This window comes from Arthrobacter alpinus (assembly GCF_900105965.1).
Taxonomy (GTDB): domain Bacteria; phylum Actinomycetota; class Actinomycetes; order Actinomycetales; family Micrococcaceae; genus Specibacter; species Specibacter alpinus.
Map to the genome: position 1 here is coordinate 447,621 of NZ_FNTV01000001.1, position 19,919 is coordinate 467,539.

Consider the following 19,919-nt stretch of genomic DNA (forward strand, 5'->3'; position numbering starts at 1 on the left):
CATGGTGGAAAGCAGTACAAATGCCGTCGTTGCTGGCATCGACCTCGGTGGGACCAAAACCACCGTGGTTCTGTGCCGGCGCGACGGCAGCATTGCAGCGCAGGCCACCATTGCCACACCCGCCCGTGAGGGTGGCGCGGCAATGAGCGCCGCCGCTTCGGGTCTGGTCAAGGAGATGGAATCCTCTTCGGGATTGCACGCCTTGGCCGTGGGTGTCGGCGCCGCCGGCGTCATCGACCAAAAGGCCGGTGTGGTGACTGCCGCGTCGGCCTCCTTCAAAGACTGGGCAGGATTCCGGCTTGCCGCAGATCTTTCGGCCAGGGTAGGTGTTGGCGTTGTCATCGACAATGACGTCAACGCCTTCCTCCGCGGGGAGATGGCCTATGGTGCGCTGATCGGCTGCACCGATGCCGTGGGCATCATGCTTGGCACCGGTGTTGGCGGGGCCTTGGCTCTGAACGGTTCGGTTTTCGCCGGACCGCGTGGGGCCGCCGGCGAGATCGGACACACGCCGGGCTTCGGTGCGCTGCCTTGCAGCTGTGGCCAACAGGGCCATTTGGAGACCTTGGCCTCTGGCCGTTCCATTGCCCTGCGCTACACCGAACGCTCAGGAAGGGCGGCCAACGGAGCCGCGCAGGTTGCGGATTTTGCCCGCGCCGGCGACCCCCACGCCCTTGCCACCTTTGATGCCGCAGGCCGGGCCCTGGGCCAGGCCATTGTCACAACCGCCACGATCCTTGATGTTCAGGACGTGGTCGTTGGCGGCGGCGTCCGTGGGGCGTGGGATCTGATCGAACCGCCACTTGCCAAGATGCTTGAACACAACATGCCCGTGTCGGGTTACCCCCTGATTGTCCACCCGGGCAGCCTTGGCGGCAGCTCGGCAGTCCTGGGCTCGGCCGCTGCCGCTTGGGAATCCCTTGCACACTCACCAGAACTCGCGAACACAATGAAAGTAGGATCCTCGTGTTGAACCCAACCGAGCCAATGGAAGCCTCAAAGATTTGGTCCGGCCCGCTGGCCCTTTTGGCATCTGGTGGACTGAGCCGTCCGCGCATCGGCGTGGCGGGGATTGCCATTGAATCCAGCACCTTCAGCCCGCACATCAGCGGCGACGCGGCGTTCACCGAACGCCGCGGGGAGGAACTCATGGCGTACTACGGCTTCCTGAACCCAGGCGATGAACTGCGCGAGGCAGCAGACTGGGTGCCGCTCGTGCAAGCCCGCTCGTTGCCGGGCGGCGCCGTCGACCCCGAAACCTACGCTCGTCTGAAGGCGGAAATCTTCGAAGGCATCCGCACGCAAGGTCCGTTTGACGGTTTTTGGTTCGACATCCACGGAGCCATGAGCGTCGTCGGACTGGACGATGCAGAAGGTGATCTGGGCCAGGCCGTGCGCGACGCTTTGGGCGCGGACACGTTTGTCTCCACCTCCATGGACCTGCACGGCAACGTCTCCCGGGAACTGTTGGACATGTCCGAGCTCATCACCTGTTACCGCATGGCACCTCACGAGGACGCGTGGAACACGAAGCAGCGCGCAGTCCACAACATGCTGGAACGGCTGCGCGGGCCGCAGGGTTCCGACGTTGACGCGCGCCGCCCGTACAAGGCGTGGCTGCAGGTTCCCGTGCTGCTCCCAGGTGAAAAGACCAGTACACGGATCGAGCCGGCCCGCTCCCTGTACAACGCGGTGCCGGAAGTCGAAGCCCTGGACGGGGTCATCGACGCCGCCATCTGGGTGGGCTACGCCTGGGCGGATGAACCGCGCTGCCAGGCGGCCGTCGTCGTCACCGGCGATGACGCAGCCGTGGTGAAGGAGGGCGCCGAGCGCCTGGCCCGCGCCTACTGGGATGCCCGTGATGAATTTGTTTTCGTCGCCGACGCCCTGCCGCTCGCGGAGAGCCTCGACGCAGCACTGGCCAAGGACGCCCCGCGCCCGTACGTCGTGTCAGATTCCGGCGACAACCCCACTGCCGGCGGCGCCGGGGACGTGTCCTGGACCTTGGGTGAGCTGCTGGCCCGCCCCGAGTTCGCCGACGCCACCACCACCGTTGTGCATGCCTCTATCTTTGACGCAGACGCCGTGGCGCAGTGCGTCGCGGCAGGGGTTGGCGGCACCGTCCAGCTCCATGTTGGCGCCAAGGTCGACGCCGGACCCCGCGGTCCCGTGGCCATCGACGGCACAGTCTTTTCCCTCACCGAGGGGGACAAGGACGCAGGCACGCAGGCCGTCATCAAGGCCGGCGGCGTGCACGCCATCATCACCGAACACCGCAAGCCGTTCCACCACCTCCACGACTTCACCATGCTGGGCATCGACCCGCACGCCATGGATGTGGTGTGCGTGAAGATCGGTTACCTCGAACCGGAACTGTACGAACTTGCTGCGGGTTGGAAGCTGGGCCTGACGCCCGGCGGCGTGGACCAGGACCTCCTGCGGCTGGGCCACAAGAACCTGGCCGACGGCGTGTTCCCCTTTGCCGCTGCCGCAACGGCGCCGGAACTGGAAGCGGTAGTGACACGAGTGCAGGCTGGAAAGGTTGAGGAGATTTAGTCATGTTGAACTTTGAAACGCGGGTGGGGCCAGACTTGGGCGCCAACGCACCGAGCTACCCGCTGAACGAGGTGCCCGAGTGGTACCGCGACGCCAAACTGGGTTTCTTCATCCACTGGGGCCTCTACTCCGTCCCTGCCTGGGCCACGGCCCACGGCGAGGGCGGCGTTCCCACGGAAGAATCGTACGCGCACCACCAATACGCCGAATGGTACGGGAACACCGTGCGGATTCCCGGCAGTCCCAGCTGGGTCCGCCACCAGGAAAAGTACGGCACCGGCACCAGTTATGAGGACCTGGCCGAGCACTGGGACGCCGGCAACTTTGACGCCGCGGAGTTCGTGGGCAAGCTGCGTGCGGCAGGCGCCCAGTACATCATCCCCACCACCAAGCACCATGAGGGATTCTGCCTCTGGGACACCGACACCACAGAGTTCAACGCCGTCAAGCGGGGCCCCAAGCGGGACCTGATTGCCGAGCTTGGCACGGCCACCCGCGAGTCAGGTGCCCGTTTCGGCGTGTACTTCTCGGGCGCCCTGGATTGGCATGTCAGCGACTTCCCGCCCATCGAATCGGACACGGACCTGTTCCGCTTCCGCCGCAATGATGAGCAGTTTGCCAAGTACAGCGCCGCGCAGCTGGAAGAACTCGTGGAACGTTTCTCCCCGGACATCCTCTGGAATGACATCGAGTGGCCCGACGGCGGCAAGGACAACACGGAATATTCTGTGGCCGCCCTGCTGCGCCGCTACTTTGACGCCGTTCCGGACGGCGTGGTCAATGACCGCTGGGGAGTCCCGTACCACGGCTTCATCACGCGCGAATATCGCCACGTGGAGAACATCATCGAGCAGCCCTGGGAGTCCACCCGCGGCCTGGGCTACTCCTTCGGCTACAACCAGGAGGAGGGCACTGAGCATTCCCTGTCCGGCGAGGCGCTGATCCGCCTGCTCGTGGACGTGGTGTCCAAGAACGGGAACTTGCTGATCAACGTGGGCCCCCGCGCCGACGGCACCATCCCCGAGCTGCAGGAGGCGGCCATGCTGGCCATGGGCGCCTGGCTCGAGGTCAACGGCGAGGCGATTTACGGCACCCGCCCGTGGCGCCGACCCGGCGACGCGCTGGGCGGTTCGCCTCTCTCGTACACCACCAAGGGCTCCGATCTTTACGTCCTGGCCACAGACCCGGCCGCCGGATTCATCACCCTTCCCGCCGAGCTGCGTGTAGCTGGCGAGCTGTCCTGGACGTCCGACGCCGGTGCGCCCGCGGTTGCCGCTGTTGGCACCGACGGAGTAGTGGCTATCCCTGCCGAACTGTGCGGAAGTGCCGTCGCCGTGGCCACTATTTCCGGGGCAATCCAACCGTGACCATCCACAACGGCACGGCGGCTTCCGGCACTCATCCCTGGCGCCCCGCACTGGAGATTGCCGTGCAGGATCCGGCGGGGGCCAAGGTGGCAGCACTGGCCGGGGTGGACAGGCTGGAATTGTGCTCCGGCCTGTCCACCGGCGGGCTGACCCCGTCTCCGGGCCTGGTCCGCATGGTTGCTGACGCGGCCGGTCCCGGGCGCGTGCACGTATTGGTGCGACCCCGCGAAGGCGGCTTTGTGTACAGCCCCGCCGAAGTGGACCTCATGGTCCAGGACGTGCGGATGCTGGCGGCAACCGACGGCGTTGCCGGTGTTGTGGTGGGCGCCCTCGCCCCGGGTGGCGCGCTGGATGTGGACGCCACGGCCCGCATGGTCGAGGCCGCCGGCTCACTCGAGGTCACGTTCCACCGTGCCATCGACGTCTGCCCGGACCCGCTGACACTGCTCGATGGACTGTTGGAACTGGGCATTGCCCGCGTCCTGACATCCGGCTGTGCCGCCCGAAGCATCGACGGCATCGAGACCATTGCGGCGCTGGCGCAGCGGGCGGGCAACCGCCTGCAAATCCAGGCCGGCGGGGGAGTGCGGATCCAGGACTTCCCCGCACTCCTGGCGGCCGGCGCCGCGGCGGTTCACCTGTCCGCGCGCCGGCAGGAAAACTCTGCCGGACCCAGCGGTCCCGGCGGTGGCAGCCAGGGATTCGACGTGACAGATCCGCAGATTGTTACGCAGGCCGTTGCGGCGGTTGCCGCCCTGCGGTGACCGCCCCGCATCGAACGGCCCGACGGCGCCTGCCGGACGCACCCGAGTCCGGCAGGCGCCGTTGTCCTTCCCTGGCGGATGAAAGTTAATAGTCAGTGACCACAGTTTGGACAAAACCGTGCAACTGATGTGATTTGTGTCGCTTACGTCGGTGTACTTGCCAATTGTTACGGGCCGGAAGTCGGACTCCCATAAACTGGAGTCCGGCTTTTCTGTTGGAATATCAACATAAGATCCATCACCAAAATCCCCACAAGAACACTATCGATAAGCTAAAGAGGTCACCGGTGACAGCCACCAAGCCAGTAGTACTCCTCGCTGAGGAACTTTCGCCCGCCACAATCGAGGCGTTGGGTCCCGATTTTGAAATCCGTCAGACCGACGGCGCGGACCGCTCCCAGCTGCTTTCCGCCATTGTTGACGTTGATGCGATCCTGGTTCGCTCCGCAACTTTGGTCGATGCCGAGGCCATCGCCGCAGCCAAGAACTTGAAGGTCATTGCTCGTGCCGGTGTGGGGCTGGACAACGTTGACATCAAGGCTGCAACGCAGGCTGGCGTCATGGTGGTGAACGCGCCGACCTCCAACATCGTCTCCGCGGCCGAGCTGACCATCGGCCACATCCTGTCCCTGGCCCGCCACATTCCCGCCGCCAGCACCGCGCTGAAGAACGGCGAGTGGAAGCGCTCCAAGTACACCGGCACCGAATTGCTGGAAAAGAAGCTGGGCATCATCGGTCTGGGCCGCATTGGCGCCCTCATCACCGAGCGCGCCAAGGCCTTCGGCATGGAGGTTGTTGCCTACGATCCCTACGTCACCTCGGCCCGTGCCGCCAGCCTGGGCGTACAGCTGCTCTCCCTCGACGAGCTGCTGGAGCAGTCGGACTTCATCACGATCCACATGCCGCGCACGCCCGAGACCTTGGGCATGATCGGCACCGAAGCGTTCAAGAAGATGAAGAAGACCGCCTACGTCATCAACGTGGCCCGTGGTGGCCTCATTGATGAAGCAGCCCTGAACATCGCCCTGCGCGAAGGCGAAATTGCCGGCGCCGGCATCGACGTATTCGTCAAGGAACCTGCCACTGATGTGGATTTCCTGGGCCTGGACAATGTCATTGCCACCCCGCACCTGGGTGCTTCCACTGATGAAGCTCAGGAAAAGGCCGGCGTCTCCGTTGCCAAGTCGGTACGTCTGGCCCTGGCCGGCGAGCTGGTTCCGGATGCCGTGAACGTTGCCGGTGGCGTCATTGCCGCAGAGGTTCGCCCGGGTATTCCGCTGATCGAGAAGCTGGGCCGCATCTTCACGGCGCTGACCCACGCCTCCGTCACCCAGATCGACGTCGAAATTGCCGGTGAAATTGCCGCCCTCGACGTCAAGGCCCTGGAACTCTCTGCACTGAAGGGTGTCTTCAAGGACGTCGTTTCCGAGCAGGTCTCCTACGTCAATGCCCCGATTTTGGCTGAACAGCGTGGCATCAAGACCAACTTGATCACCACGCTTGAATCAGCCGATTACCGCAACGTGCTGACCATCCGTGGCGCGCTTTCGGACGACTCCCAGATCTCTGTTTCCGGTACCTTGACCGGCCCGAAGCAGATCCAGAAGATTGTCTCCGTCAACGGCTACGAGCTTGAAATCCCCATGAGTGATCACCTCCTGGTCATCTCCTACGCCGACCGTCCGGGTGTCATCGGCACCCTGGGCCGCCTGCTGGGCGAGAACGGCATCAACATTGCCGGCATGCAGGTTGCTCGCAACACTGAAGGTGGCCAGGCCCTGTCCCTGCTGACGGTCGACAGTGCCGTGCCGCAGACTGTGCTCGACGCCATCAAGACCGAAATCGGTGCCACCATGGCCCGCGAGGTCGACCTGGAGGACTAACATCCCCTAGTTGCCACACGGTGGCTGGATTCCCGGAGCGGGGATGGATTTTCAAGGTCGCCCAGCGACCGCCGAAATCTTACTGCACGCGAGGGAACCCGGCCGCCGTCGTGCGTTAAAGCGCGGTGGCGGGCTTCGTTAGCGGAAATCTTACTGCCCGCGAGGGAGCTCGCCCACCGCACACCCAGAGTCACGAATCGGTGTTTGGGCGGCCGACACGGTAAATTCGTAGGGTGACATCTACTGAATCGGCCAAGACGCCTTACTACCTCACCACCGCCATCACGTACCCGAACGGTGTTCCGCACATCGGGCATGCCTACGAATACATCGCCACCGATGCCATGGCACGCTTCAAGCGCCTGGACGGCTTTGACGTGAAGTTCCTGACCGGCACGGACGAGCACGGTATGAAGATTGCGCAGGCGGCCGAGAAGGAAGGCATCACGCCCAAGGAACTCGTTGACCGCAACGCCGCCATTTACAAGGAAGCACACGCGGCCCTGGGCATCAGCTACGACCGGTTCATCCGCACCACAGACGCCGACCACTATGCCGCATCTCAGGCCATCTGGAAGAAGATGGAAGACGCCGGGGACATCTACCTTGGCAAGTACGAGGGCTGGTACTCCGTCCGCGATGAGGCTTACTACGGCGAAGATGAGACCGAACTGCGCGAGGACGGCAAGCGTTACTCCAAGGTTACTGACACAGAACTGACCTGGACCGAAGAGGAAAGCTACTTCTTCCGCCTGTCGAACTACCAGGAAAAACTGCTGGCACTCTATGAAGAGCAGCCCGAATTCGGAGCCCCGCGTACGCGTTTCAACGAGGTCATCAGCTTCGTCAAGGGTGGGCTTGAAGACCTTTCCGTCAGCCGCACCACCTTCGACTGGGGAGTACCCGTTCCCGGCAACGACAAGCACGTCATGTACGTGTGGGTCGACGCCCTGACCAACTACCTCACGGGCATTGGCTACCCGGATGTTGAGTCCGAGGAGTTCCAAAAGTTCTGGCCGGCCGACGTCCACATCATCGGCAAGGACATTTCCCGTTTCCACGCCGTCTACTGGCCTGCTTTCCTCATGTCCGCCGGGCTGGAACTGCCCAAGCGCGTCATGATCCACGGCTTCCTGCACAACAATGGCGTGAAGATGTCCAAGTCTCTGGGCAACGTTGTTGCTCCGGGCGACTGGGTTGCCCAGTACGGCCTGGACCAGGTCCGCTTCTTCCTCCTGCGCGAGGTGCCTTTCGGCGCCGATGGTTCGTACAACCACGATGCCGTTGTTGGCCGCATGAACTCCGATCTGGCCAACAACCTTGGCAACCTGGCCCAACGTTCACTGTCCATGGTGGCGAAGAACTGCGAGGGTCTTGTTCCGACCCCCGGCGCCTTCACCGATGCCGACGAAACCATCCTCGCCGCCGCGCATGAGCTGCTGGAGATGTCCCGCAACGCGTACCAGGTGCAGGACTTCCACGGTTCGCTGGAGAAGATCTGGCACGTCCTGGGCGACACCAACGCCTACTTCGCCGATCAGGCCCCCTGGGTTCTGCGCAAGACTGACGTTCCCCGCATGGAAACCGTGCTGTACGTGACCCTCGAGGTGCTGCGTATTGTCTCGATCCTGATCCAGCCGGTTGTGCCGGACGCAGCGGCCAAGTTGCTGACAGTTCTGGGTCAGGGCACATCCGCCGACGACGCCGTTCGCCAGTTCGCTGCGATCGCCACACCGCTGGTGGCCGGTACCGTCTTGCCTGCCCCGGCACCGATCTTCCCGCGGTACGAAGAGCCCGCACCCGTCGAGGCGTAGAGGCGGCGCCCAAACGCGGGCCCACCCTCCCTTTCAAAAATGCCGCCGTTCGCGCATTTTGCCGCAAGTAGACCTATGGCAAAATGCGGGAGCGGCGGCATTTTTACTATTACTTTGATAGTCCTGCTTGACGGAGCGGCTGTTCGAATCGATTCCTGTCGCTGAGTTCTTGCCACGTCCACCGCACAAAGCGGACGCCCTGGGCACGAATCTGGTCCTCACGTGCTTTTTCTTTCATAACCCGGTCTTGGATCGACAAGCCGCCTCCCCAATCGGAGCGAGTGTATTTTCCTTTACCGTCGAATTCACCGGCCAGATTCTGCTCCTTGAACCAAAAGTCCACAAAGGCGTCGCTGCCATCCCGCAGCAGGTAGTGCTTTTGCAAGACTGGCGGTGGGAATCCAAGCTGATGCATTTTCGCGCGGCTGATGGATTCACCAGCAGAACCGGACAACGCTGACGCGAAGTTGATGACTGCCGAGGTGCGCTCTCGGCTAGCCCGGCTCGTGAGCTGCCCGGCCGCAGCGAGGAGGTCATGGCAGGAGAGCTCGGACCCTTGGGTGCCGTCGGTAGTCCATGATGGTTCGTGGAGGACTGGTTCAGTGCCTGCCGGTGTGAACTGATTGACGGCCTGCCGTTGTTCTGGAGTGCGCAAGGCAGAGTCGCAGACCGCCACCGCATAGGGGAAAGACAACTCCTTGATCAATGCAATGGTGGTGGTCTGCTTGTCGGTGAGCAGGAACTGTCCGCACTGCACAATGCCCTCCGTCAGGGAACCTACGTGACGGATGACGCCGTTGTTGCTTCGGCCGCTTGTGGCAACTTCTGTCACAACGTGCAGTTTGCTTGGCAACCCGACAACCCACAGACCCCACAAGAGTGCCGCCGTTGCGTGGCACAGCACGGGCTGTCGGGGCACCAGCGCCTGGAATGCCGCCACCCGCAGCCCGTATTGCTCTGTCGGGTTCAGGCTGTTCCAGTCGGTGGACTTCGCATAAACACCGCGACGGAGCCGCACCAGCTCTCCCTTGCGGTGGAGCTGCGCGAGTTTCCTTGGATCCTGTCCCACGAGTCTGAGATCGGACGGAAGAATCAGGCGGGGCTTGTTCATACCTACAAGGGTTTCATGGTGCTCGGCCCTATATAAGGGGCAAAATCGCTTCTGTGGATAACCTCCAGGTGTGTCCACCAGGCAAATTCTGGACAGCTGGCGAAAATGCCGCCGTTCCCGCGTTTTGCCGCAAGTCTACTTGCGGCAAAACGCGGGAACGGCGGCATTTGTCGGTTGAGGGCAGCGGAGATTAGTCCATGGCCAGCCCTTCAACGGGTGAGAGCTTCGCCGCGCGGTGTGCAGGGACCACCGAGGCCAGCAGGCCGGCCACTGCCGCAACACCCACCACGGCCAGGATCTGTCCCCACGGGATCACGGCAGTGACGGCCGCAAAGCTGCCAAGGGCCGATTGGGCGCCGGCCCAGCCGTACACCGCGCCGAGTGCGGAGCCAATAAGCGCCGCAACCCCGGCAATCAGCACCGCTTCCAGTGCGAGCATGCCGCGCAGCTGTCCGCGGGTCAGCCCCAGGGCCCGCAACAGCGAGTTCTCGCGGGTCCGTTCCAGCACCGAGAGTGAGAGCGTGTTGGCCACGCCGATCAGCGCGATAAACACCGCCACGGCCAGCAAACCCGTGACCACCAGCAAGAGCATGTCGATCACCTGGTTGAACATGACCTTTTCCAGGACACCTCCGCCAATCTGGTTCTCGTCAATGTGCAGTGCTTGTGCCAGGGAAGTGCGCAGGTCCATCAACCCATTCGCATCCAACGCCGGGTCAACCGTGATCCACAGCGGTGCCGTCATTTGGGCATGCAGTGGATCGTCAGCCGGCAGCGCGTGGAATGCGTCCAGGGAAACCAAGGCAGTCATGCCATAGGCGGTGGAGGAGGTTGCAGCCAGATTCGTGGTCTGCGTCCCGGCGACCAGACTGGCCGCACTGCCCGCGGTGCCCTTGGGCAGCACCACGGATGTGCGGGTGGGACGGTTTGCCGGATTTGCCAACAAGGCGAGGGCATCGGCGTCGGATATTCCGTAGGTGGCCAGCTGGGAGTCGCCCGCGGTCACCATTCCCACGAGCTCCAGGCGGGCGATGTGCTTGACACCGGGAAGGGCTGCGGCGGTGGCCATTTCGGCGTCCGTAATGTCATTCCCACCTGGGTAGGTTTGCGCCGCCAGATCCACCGGGTACGTTCCGTCGAGCTCAGAATCAAAAGCGTGCCGGGCGGTTGCCGCGCCCGTCATCATCATGGTCACGAGCGTGACGCCAATGAGCAGGGCCGACGCCGTCGCGGTGGTCCTGCGCGGGTTGCGCACGGCGTTCGCGGCAGCCATCTTCCCGGGCACACCGGCCGGGCGGGCCAGAGTTCCGGCCAGCGAAACCAACTTGGGCACAAAGAGCGTCGCGGCCATCAGGAAGCCGATGAATGACGCCGCGCCGGAGGGCAGCGCCAACAGCAGGTTCGCGGAGATGCCGCCTGCAATCAGTCCCACACCGCCAGCCAAGATCAGCACCACCCCAATTGTGAGGCGGATACGGCCGCCGGAATTGTGCACCGACGCGTCATCAGCGGGTCGCAGCGCAGCCAGTGGCGCCACCGCGGTCGCGGCCCGAGCCGGCACCAGTGCGGCCAGGACGGTGAGAAGGGTTCCCACCACAATGCCGGCAATAATGGCCGACGGCGGCACCGCCAGGGTGGCGAAGCTGAAGTCCGGGTTTTGGCTCAGCAGGCTCAAAACGAGAGCCATGGTTCCTGTGGCGGCCAGAACACCAAGGACGGATGCCGTGAAGCCGACGATGAGGGCCTCCACAATAACCGAGCTCCGGACCTGGTTGCGGCTGGCGCCAACACAGCGCAGCAGTGCCAGTTCGCGGGTTCGCTGCGCCACCAGGACGGAGAAGGTGTTGGAGACAACCAGGGCGGAGACCAACAGGGCCACGCCGGCAAACGCAAGCAGGACGATGGTCAGCTGGTCCTGGCCGCCGGTAAAGTTCGCCACCTGCTCGGTGGTCTTCTCATCCGGAGTCATGATGGTCTCGATCGGCTGGTTCAGGGCGGCAGCGAGGGACTCCTTGGCCTCCGTGATGGATGTGCCATCCTTCAGGTTCACCGAGATGGTGCGGTAACCGTCGTGCGGGGTGCCCAGAGCATTCACCGCGGCCGGGGTGCCGACGAATTGGGCTGTCCCCGATGACTGGGGGTCAGTGGAGGTCGCCGTGATGCCCGTGATCGTGGCCGTCAGGGTCGGCTTCTTGACGTCCCCGAGTTCGCCGGTGCCTTGGCCGGTCAACGTGGTTGCACTGCCCACGGCCAGTGTGTTGCGTTCGGCCGTGACGGTGTCCACCACAACCTCATGGTCATTTCCTGGCCAGGTGCCGGAAAGGAGCTTGACTGGTTCCAGGGATGGGAACGAGGACATGTTGCGGAACGAAGCACCAATGGAGGACTTGCCCAGATCAGTCTGGATGTACAGCGAACGCTGGGCGTATGACTCGCCCACCGCAGGGGACGCCGCCACTGTGGCTGCGGCCGACTCCGTCAAGGGTTCGTTGCCGGGAGGGGAAACCACCAGATCGGCCGAGGCGTAGGACTGTCCGATGCTGGCCTTCAGGGACGCCTTGGTGGAGGCATTGACCATGAGTGTCGCCGAAAGGAATGCGACGGCGAGCAACACAGCCAAGGTAATGGCGATAAACCGCCGGGAATGAGTCTTGAGCTGACTCAGGGCTACCTGCAACATCGTTTAGGCCCCCAGCGAAGCGAGCGAAGCCAGCACCGAATCGGCGGTGGGGTTCTCCAACTGGCCCACCAGCTCGCCGTCGTTCATCAACACCACGCGGTCGGCGTAGGAGGCGGCGACGGGATCGTGGGTGACCATGATGATGCTCTGGCCCATCTCCCGCGAGGAACGGCGCAGCATGCCCAAAACCTCGGCGCCGGAGCGCGAATCCAGGTTGCCTGTGGGCTCGTCACCGAAGATGACGTCGGGACGGGTGAGCAGCGCGCGGGCCACGGCCACACGCTGCTGCTGGCCACCGGAGAGTTCGTGTGGCTTGTGCGCCAGCCGGTCGGTGAGGCCAAGCGTGGAGGTGACGAAGGAGAACCATTCCTTGTCAACGGTGCCTCCGGCCAGGGCCACAGGCAAGGTGATGTTGGCTTCCGCCGTAAGCGTGGGGACAAGGTTGAAGGCTTGGAAGACGAAGCCGATCCGGTCCCGGCGCAGTTGTGTCAGGGCCTTGTCGTTCAGGGTCGTCAGCTCGGTCTCGCCGAGGTGGATGGTGCCCGAGGTGACCGAATCCAGGCCCGCAAGGCAGTGCATGAGCGTTGATTTGCCGGAGCCCGATGGGCCCATGATCGCGGTGAATTGGCCGGCAGGGAAGTCCAGGTCCACGCCCTTGAGCGCCGCCACCTCGGTCTCGCCCTTGCCATAAGTCTTGCGCAGTCCGCGGGCCTGAACCGCCAGGGTGCGTTGATTGTGCTCTGTAGTGATGGTCATGGCCCCAGCCTATTATTTGACCGTCCGCTGCGGATCGGAGCGTAGGTGGATATGCCCGGAACGCTCGACGCCGAACCCTCCTACCCAGGGTGGAGCCCGGTTCCGCCGGGACTGGTTGGGCGGGGCCGGAACCAGGCATTCCGTTGACGATTGCGCGGGAGGAGAATGAGGGGATGGATGCAGCAGAGGACAGGCCGGCGGGTGGTGGTCCAGCGTTTTTAGGCAAGGTCGTTGTTGCGGCAACCGGGTTTGCGGAGCTGGCCAGTATTGCGATGGGGGACAAGCTGGGCTGGTATCGGGCCCTGAACGATGCGGGCAGTGCCGGACTCAGTTCGGACGAATTGGCCGAAAATACCGCAACGAATCCGCGCTATGTGCAGGAGTGGTTGGAGCAACAGGCAGTGGCGGGGCTCCTCACTGCATCGCGGCAATCGGAGGACGACGCCCCGGAAGAACCAGGCGGCAGCTTTCGCTTCAACCTTCCACCCGGTGCCGCAGCAGCCCTCGTTGACGACGATTCCTTGGACAATCTTGCGCCCATGGTGCGAATGCTCATGGCCGGACTCGCGAACTTCCCGGAGCTATTGGCGGCCTACCGGAATGGTGGGGGAGTGCCGTGGTCGGTTGTTGGTGATGAGGCCCGGGATTCGCAGGCACGGGGCAACAAGGCGTGGTTTGAAACGCGGCTGGGGACTGCCCTTGCCGGTGTCGGGGACGTCCATGCCATCTTGGCCAGAGCAGGTGCCCGAATTCTCGATCTGGGTGCCGGGTATGGCTGGTCAACCTTGGCGCTGGCCAAGGCCTACCCGGGGGCCGTCGTCGTCGGCATCGACATTGATGAGCCCTCCATCGTGCGCGCGCGGGATCATGCCAGGGAGCGTGGCATGGCCGGCCAGGTCAGTTTTGAGCACGCCGATGCCGCTGGTTGGCAGTCCCCTGACAGTGCGGATGCCGTGTTCATCTTCGAGGCCCTGCACGACATGCCCTTCCCTGTCAGTGTCCTGCAATCCATTCGGCGCATGGTCAAGCCCGACGGCGTGGTGGTGGTCATGGACGAAGCCGTCGCCGATTCGTTTGATCCACCCGGCGACGAACTAGAGCGGCTCATGTATGCCTATAGCCTGCTCATCTGCCTGCCGGACAGCCTCTCAACTCCCGGCTCCGTGGGAACGGGCACGGTGATGCGTCCATCCACCCTTGAGCGCTATGCCATGGAGGCAGGCTTCTCCCGAGTGGCGAAGCTGCCCATCGAGGATTTTTCTTTCTTCCGCTTCTACCGGCTGTTCATCTAAGGACTAGGGAAGCAGCCACTCGGTGACCGTTGGCCTACCCATGAAATGCCCGTAGTCAACAACGGCAGCCTCCACGGCTGCCGCTTCCGCAGGACTCAGGCTACGCAATGGTGCAATCTGGATCACCGCCGTCGCGGCCGTGATGACATGCCTCCAGGTTGCCGCCAACAGTGAGTCAATGAGAACCGAGTGGTACAACGCGGCCGCGGGTTTCTGCCGCTGGGCCGAAGGGGTGAACAGCAGATACTTGGATTCAAAGTAAGACATCACGTATTCGTCGTAGCCCTGGATGAGATCCACGCGCGGACGGGACGGCGCCAAGGAAGGTGTCAAGCCAGGCTCCCACCAGAGCTGCAGCCCGTCGACGGTCACCTGTTCGAAGCGTCCCGGGGAATCCTCCACGGCGGAGGCCACGCCGCGGCGCACGTCAGCCATGGGCAGGCCGCTCCACACGGCAAAGTCCTTGATGGATACAGGGCCCCGGGTGGCGAGGAAGCGTTCGGCCAGGAGCTTGAGCGTGGAGGCCCTGTCCGGATTCGGGCCGGCAGGCACCCGCTCGTCAAACAGGGCATAGCTGCGTTGCTTGCCCATCGAGGTGCCGCTGATGACCAGCTGTTCCAATTCGGCGTGCATCATGGCGTACGTCAGCCGCAATCCGGAGGCCTCAACTCCTGCCGCGGCCAAGGCTGCCTGCAATTGAACGCGGGTCCGATGCCTGCCACCTGCCAACTCCGCGGAAAGGACCTGATGCACGCGTGCAAGTGTCACGGCATCCAGTCCGGCTTTGCGGTAGTACAGCTCATTGCCACGATGTATGTGCGGCGACGTCAGGGCCAACAGCCAGCGGGCGTCCGCGGGTGCCACAAAGTGCCAGGTGGGCCGCAGGACGTGCGTTCGCAGAATCTCGCCCCGGTCGACGGCGGAGGCCAGATCCGCCGCTGAGTTGCCGGCTGCTCCAGGCACCGCATGTTGCTGCGCCCCGTCCTCCAGCGCCGCATATTGCGGAACCCGGCGTTGCGCCGTCGCCCACAGTGCATAGGCATACTCCTGCGCTTGCATGGCAACAAAGCGCTCCACCACGGTGCCAGCGCTCGCAGCCAAGGGGGACCAGAGCCCGTGCCGGTGCATGCGCACGGCCAAGGCGTCCTCAACGCTCAGGGTAGTTGGCATGACGTTAGCCTAGTGTGCCAGCCCTACGCGGGAAACAGGGGTGGCAACGGCGGAGTGCCTCGCAGATCCCTATCGATCCAGCTGCGGTTCGGGTCGAAGCTTCTTGAGCCAGTATTCCGTTTGGGCAATGTGGGCAGCGGTGGCCGTGGCGGCGGAGGCAGGGTCCCTGTTCCTGATGGCCTCGAGGATATCGCGGTGCCCCTTGTTGCTGGCCTCTCGAACCGAAGCACCGTCTGTGCTGTCGAAGACGTTGAAATGGCGGCCGCGCGAACGGAATAAGCGCATCAAACCCGTCAGCGTGAGATTCCCACCGGCTTCGCAGATGGCCTCGTGGAAGCGGGCATCCAAATCTGAGATATCTCCCGAGTTGTCAGTTGCCTCCATTTTTTCCACGAGATCGTCCAACTCTGCCATTAGCTCGGGAGTGGTCTTGGCCGCGGCGCCGGCGGCGGCATGCGACTCCAAGGCGCGCCGTATTTCAAAGAGCTCAAGGACGCTGTCAAAGGGAAAGAGGTCCACCAGAAGCGCGAAACCCTTGAGAATTTCAGCCGGCTCCAGGGAAGAGACATACGTTCCGGAACCGTGCCTAGCCTCCATGACACCCAGGGCCGACATGGCCCGAATGGCCTCGCGCAACGAGCTGCGGGAGACGCCAAGCTGGGTGGCGAGTTCGCCTTCAGGCGGGCACTTTTGTCCCGGCGCCAATTCGCCCGAGGCGATCTTGGTCCGTAAGCCTTGCATAGCGGTTTCCACTGCGCTCATTGGCACTCCTCATTCACGGTCCGCTATTTCACGGAGCCCTCTCAGCAAGACCTCACTTTATGAATTCATCATATGTGTTTCCAAAGTCCTCAGACCTCTTGATGAAATTGTCCCGTAACAACGCAGAAACATCCATAGGTTTTACTAAGTCATCTGATGAATTTTATGATTCAGCTATTGTCTTCGCTCAAGATGTGAGATAGCTTACTGTTCATTCACCACCTGGCGACAACAGAAAGAAAGCCGTGGCCACTACACTCATCACCGCCCCAGCTGCCATGCTGACCCCCACGGGACAGCCGGCACTCTCAGACTGGTCCCTGACAGGGGACAAGATTCACCTCAACCACGGTTCCTATGGCGCGGTGCCCCGTGCCGCACAAGAACACCAGCTGGCCTTGAAGGCACGCATGGATGCGAACCCCTGCACCTGGTTCATGGGACAGGCCGCTGCTCTTGCCGGTACCCGGGCCGAAGTTGCGGACTACCTCCGGGTGGACGCCGACGATCTTGCCCTGGTTCCCAATGCCAGCGCCGGCGTCAGCGTTGTCTACAATTCCTTGACCTTTCCCAACGGCGCCCAAATCGTCACAACAGACCATACCTACGGGGCCGTCTTGGAAGGTGCGCACCGGGTGGCGCGCGAATGCAACGGCGAGGTGCGCATCGCCGTCGTACCTCTGGATGCCGACGCGGCCCTGAGCTGCGAGCTGGTCATGGAGCAGGTTACCGAGCGCACCGCGTTGATCGTGATCGATCAAATTACCTCGGCGACGGCCCGCAGTTTCCCGGTGACCGAGATTGCCCGCGCGGCCAAGGAGCTGGGCATTCCGGTGTTGGTTGATGGCGCGCATGCACCCGGTGCCTTGGCCGACCCGGTGCCGGATTTTGAGGGCTTCTGGGTAGGGAACCTGCACAAGTTCGCCTGTGCCCCGCGTGGAACGGCCGCCGTCGTGGCCCGTGGGCCGCTGCGTGAACAACTCCATCCCTTGATCGATTCCTGGGGGTTTCCGCATGCGTTCCCCGAGAGCTTTGACCATGTGGGGACTCAGGACATCACCTCGTGGATGGCCGCCAAGACCTCCTTTGACACGATCGAGAACCGGTACGGCTGGGACGCAGTTCGCAGCTACTCCAGCGCGCTGGCCGATTACGGTCAGGCAACTATCCAGGACGCCTTTGCCGCGGTAACGGGGGAGGACGCCACGGCCGACGTCGGAATGCCGGTCGGGCATCTGCGTCTGGTCCGTCTTCCCCGCGGTTTAGCAGCAACCCACGAGGAATCACACTCCGTACGTGCCTGGATTTCGGACACCCTGAACATCGAAACCGCCATCACCACCTTCGGCGGGGCTGGCTATCTGCGCCTCTCGAGCCACGTTTACAACACTGCCGGCGATTTTGAAGATTTCGCCGAACGGGCCGTACCGGAACTGTTCCGGCTGGCCCACAACCGCTAGACGCTGCTACACACAATGAAAGGTTTCCCATGAAAAAGAAGTTAACAGCCATCACGGCATTGGGCGTTGCCGCCGTTCTTGCGCTATCTGGTTGTGGCGGCGGAGATACGGCCGCCGATGGCAAGGTCACCCTGAAAATGGTGGAGAGCCTGACCAACCCCACCCGGACCGAAACACTCAAAACCCTCTTGGCGGGATTCGAAAAAGAGAATCCCAACATCACGGTTGATCTCATTTCCCCGCCAACAGACTCGGCCGATCAAAAGATCCAGCAGATGCTGCAATCGGGCAAGGGGATCGACGTTGTGGAAGCCCGCGACATCACGGTGGGGTCCTTCGGTGCCAACAAGTGGCTCTATGACATGAGTTCCGACCTGAAGGATTGGGACGGTTGGGAAAACCTGACGGAAAACGCCGTCAATTACTCCAAGCAGGATGGAAAGACTTATTACATCCCGTATGGCTTCTACGGTCTCTCCTTGTTCTACCGCACCGACCTGGTCAAGGACGCCGGCTTCTCCGGACCGCCCGCCAGTTGGCAGGATCTGCTGGAACAGTCCGAGAAACTCAATCAGCCGGATTCCAACAAGTTTGGCTACGCCTTCCGCGGCGGCACCAACGCCAACTCCAACGCCGTCGCCGTGATCGAGGCCTACACAGCAGATCAGATCGACAAGGAGAACGCCTTCAAGCTCAGCAATGGCAAGACCATCTTCTCCGCACCCGAGGCCCAGACCGCCATGGACGATTACCTTGAGCTGTTCAAGAAAGGCTCGCCGCCGTCGTCCGTTGCCTGGGGTTACCCGGAAATGGTCCAGGGCTTCAGCAATGGCTCCACCGCATTCTTGTTGCAGGATCCCGAGGTCATTGCCACTGTCAAGGAGTCCAAGTCCATCAAGGCCGATCAGTGGAGTGTTGCACCGCTGCTGACAGGACCCACAGGCAAGGCCATCCAGCCGGTGGCCACGGCAGGCTGGGGTATTGCCGAGTCCAGCACCGCCAAGCCGGAAGCGGTCAAGCTGATCAAGTACCTGTCCCAAGGCGAGCCTGCCACCCAGTTCAGCAAGGACAACTCGTTGGTCCCGATCCTGAAGTCTGCGGCGAAGGATCCGTACTACAGCACCGGCCCGTGGGCCGCTTACGTCACCATGACCGAGAACCCGGAAACGTACATCTCCGCCGTTCAGCCCCGCGGCGTGGCCTGGTGGACCGAATGGATCAAGAAGTCCGACGGCGAGCTGCAGCGTGTCCTGACCGGCAAGATGACCACCAAGGAATTGCTGGCCAGCTGGGATAGCTACTGGACCGAAAAGATGGCGGGCTAGTCACCAGTGGCACTCAACGCTGAGCAGGACGTGGTGCGCGGGCGCAAGTCCGCCGGCGCACCACCGCACACCGCCTATCCGCGAAAGAAGCGGTTCAATTCCAGGACTGCCATGACCATGCTCGCCTTCATGGCGCCGGCAGCGATCTTCGTGGGCATCTTCATCTACTACCCCATGATTTCGGGCAGCCAGATGGCATTCCGGAATTGGAACCTCAACGACCTCTCGGACACCTCATGGGTTGGCTGGGGCAACTTCATTGCCCTGTTTGAAAACCCGGAGTTTGGCACGATTGTCCGGAATACGGTTGTCTGGGTGGTGGGTTCATTGGTGCCGCAGGTTGTCATTGGCTTTGCGCTGGCGCTGTTCCTGAAGCGCAAGTTTAGGTTCCGTGGCGCCTACCAGGCCTTTGTCTTCTTCCCGTGGGCCGTGTCCGGATTCTTGATTGGCATGCTTTTCCGCTGGATGTTCAACGCCGAATTTGGTGTGGTCAACGATCTGCTCATGAAGGTTGGCCTGATCCAGGGCCCCATCCCGTGGCTGGCCGAACCTGGCTTTGCCATGACGGCCATCATCGTCGCCAATATTTGGTACGGCGTCACGTTCTTCGCCATCATGATCCTGGCCGCGCTGCAATCTGTCTCGGAAGAGATGTATGAGGCTGCCGCGATCGACGGTGCCGGTAAGATCCGTACGTTCTTCAGCATCACCTTGCCAGCCATCTCCGTGACACTCGGGCTGACCATCTTGTTGCGCATCATCTGGATCTTTAACTTCCCGGACGTCATCTGGGCCATGACAGGCGGCGGACCGGCCGATCAGACTCACATCATCACCACCTACATGATCAAAATTACTCAGGAAGGTGACTACGGCCAGGCATCCGCCCTGGGTCTGATCGTCGTCTTCACGCTCATGCTCTTTGCCGCGTTCTACCTGATGGCCGTGCGTCCTCGAAAGGCCAACCGATGATCAACAA

15 protein-coding genes are annotated in these 19,919 nt (G+C 62.7%); 10 read left to right on the forward strand and 5 right to left on the reverse strand.

Features of this window, described 5'->3' with window-relative positions:
* The first annotated feature begins 1 nt into the window (after position 1).
* The 6 genes from BLV41_RS02020 (at position 2) to metG (ending at position 8,384) form a co-directional block, all read left to right on the forward strand.
* Positions 2-973, forward strand: a complete 972-nt coding sequence (locus tag BLV41_RS02020; protein ID WP_074713044.1) for an ROK family protein — start codon at positions 2-4, stop codon at positions 971-973.
* Between the two features lie 14 nt (positions 974-987).
* Positions 988-2,556 carry a M81 family metallopeptidase gene (locus tag BLV41_RS02025; RefSeq protein ID WP_074710101.1) on the forward strand — a complete coding sequence of 523 codons (1,569 nt, stop codon included), beginning with the start codon at positions 988-990 and terminating at the stop codon, positions 2,554-2,556.
* Positions 2,557-2,558: 2 nt separating this feature from the next.
* Positions 2,559-3,923, forward strand: a complete 1,365-nt coding sequence (locus tag BLV41_RS02030; protein WP_074710103.1) for an alpha-L-fucosidase — start codon at positions 2,559-2,561, stop codon at positions 3,921-3,923.
* A complete protein-coding gene (locus BLV41_RS02035; RefSeq protein WP_244516698.1) occupies positions 3,920-4,687 on the forward strand; it encodes a copper homeostasis protein CutC in 768 nt (255 codons plus the stop codon). The genes BLV41_RS02030 and BLV41_RS02035 overlap by 4 nt, the downstream gene beginning before the upstream one ends.
* A 287-nt stretch (positions 4,688-4,974) precedes the next feature.
* Positions 4,975-6,570, forward strand: coding sequence for a phosphoglycerate dehydrogenase (gene serA / locus BLV41_RS02040; protein WP_044579479.1), 1,596 nt, complete (start codon positions 4,975-4,977; stop codon positions 6,568-6,570).
* Positions 6,571-6,803: 233 nt separating this feature from the next.
* The gene (gene metG / locus BLV41_RS02045) at positions 6,804-8,384 is read left to right on the forward strand and encodes a methionine--tRNA ligase (RefSeq protein WP_074710106.1); all 1,581 of its coding nucleotides are present in this window, start codon (positions 6,804-6,806) and stop codon (positions 8,382-8,384) included.
* A gap of 109 nt (positions 8,385-8,493) precedes the next feature.
* Here metG and BLV41_RS02050 read toward each other — a convergent pair whose 3' ends face one another.
* The 3 genes from BLV41_RS02050 to BLV41_RS02060 form a co-directional block, all read right to left on the reverse strand.
* Positions 8,494-9,495 (reverse strand): type IV toxin-antitoxin system AbiEi family antitoxin domain-containing protein, encoded by a 1,002-nt coding sequence (locus BLV41_RS02050; protein WP_074710109.1) that lies wholly within the window; start codon positions 9,493-9,495, stop codon positions 8,494-8,496.
* Positions 9,496-9,685: 190 nt separating this feature from the next.
* Positions 9,686-12,175 (reverse strand): ABC transporter permease, encoded by a 2,490-nt coding sequence (locus BLV41_RS02055; protein WP_074710112.1) that lies wholly within the window; start codon positions 12,173-12,175, stop codon positions 9,686-9,688.
* 3 nt (positions 12,176-12,178) lie between these two features.
* Complete coding sequence (locus BLV41_RS02060; RefSeq protein ID WP_074710115.1) at positions 12,179-12,931, reverse strand: ABC transporter ATP-binding protein; 753 nt, start codon at positions 12,929-12,931, stop codon at positions 12,179-12,181.
* A 173-nt stretch (positions 12,932-13,104) separates the two neighbouring features.
* On the opposite strand from BLV41_RS02060, the gene BLV41_RS02065 reads away from it, so the two are divergent.
* The gene (locus BLV41_RS02065) at positions 13,105-14,223 is read left to right on the forward strand and encodes a class I SAM-dependent methyltransferase (RefSeq protein ID WP_074710118.1); all 1,119 of its coding nucleotides are present in this window, start codon (positions 13,105-13,107) and stop codon (positions 14,221-14,223) included.
* A gap of 3 nt (positions 14,224-14,226) precedes the next feature.
* Here BLV41_RS02065 and BLV41_RS02070 read toward each other — a convergent pair whose 3' ends face one another.
* Together BLV41_RS02070 and BLV41_RS02075 are read right to left on the reverse strand one after the other, a co-directional pair.
* Positions 14,227-15,393, reverse strand: coding sequence for a winged helix DNA-binding domain-containing protein (locus BLV41_RS02070; protein WP_074710121.1), 1,167 nt, complete (start codon positions 15,391-15,393; stop codon positions 14,227-14,229).
* 69 nt (positions 15,394-15,462) lie between these two features.
* Entirely contained in the window at positions 15,463-16,155 is a 693-nt protein-coding gene (locus tag BLV41_RS02075) for a FadR/GntR family transcriptional regulator (RefSeq protein ID WP_044579466.1), read from the reverse strand.
* Positions 16,156-16,400: 245 nt separating this feature from the next.
* Between BLV41_RS02075 and BLV41_RS02080 the strand changes: the two genes are divergently transcribed.
* From BLV41_RS02080 to BLV41_RS02090, 3 genes are read left to right on the forward strand one after another with little or no spacing between them, the layout of a single operon-like run.
* A complete protein-coding gene (locus BLV41_RS02080) occupies positions 16,401-17,615 on the forward strand; it encodes an aminotransferase class V-fold PLP-dependent enzyme (RefSeq protein WP_244516700.1) in 1,215 nt (404 codons plus the stop codon).
* A gap of 29 nt (positions 17,616-17,644) precedes the next feature.
* Complete coding sequence (locus BLV41_RS02085; RefSeq protein WP_074710124.1) at positions 17,645-18,940, forward strand: ABC transporter substrate-binding protein; 1,296 nt, start codon at positions 17,645-17,647, stop codon at positions 18,938-18,940.
* Positions 18,941-18,946: 6 nt separating this feature from the next.
* Positions 18,947-19,912 (forward strand): carbohydrate ABC transporter permease, encoded by a 966-nt coding sequence (locus BLV41_RS02090; protein ID WP_074710127.1) that lies wholly within the window; start codon positions 18,947-18,949, stop codon positions 19,910-19,912.
* Positions 19,913-19,919: the final 7 nt, after the last annotated feature.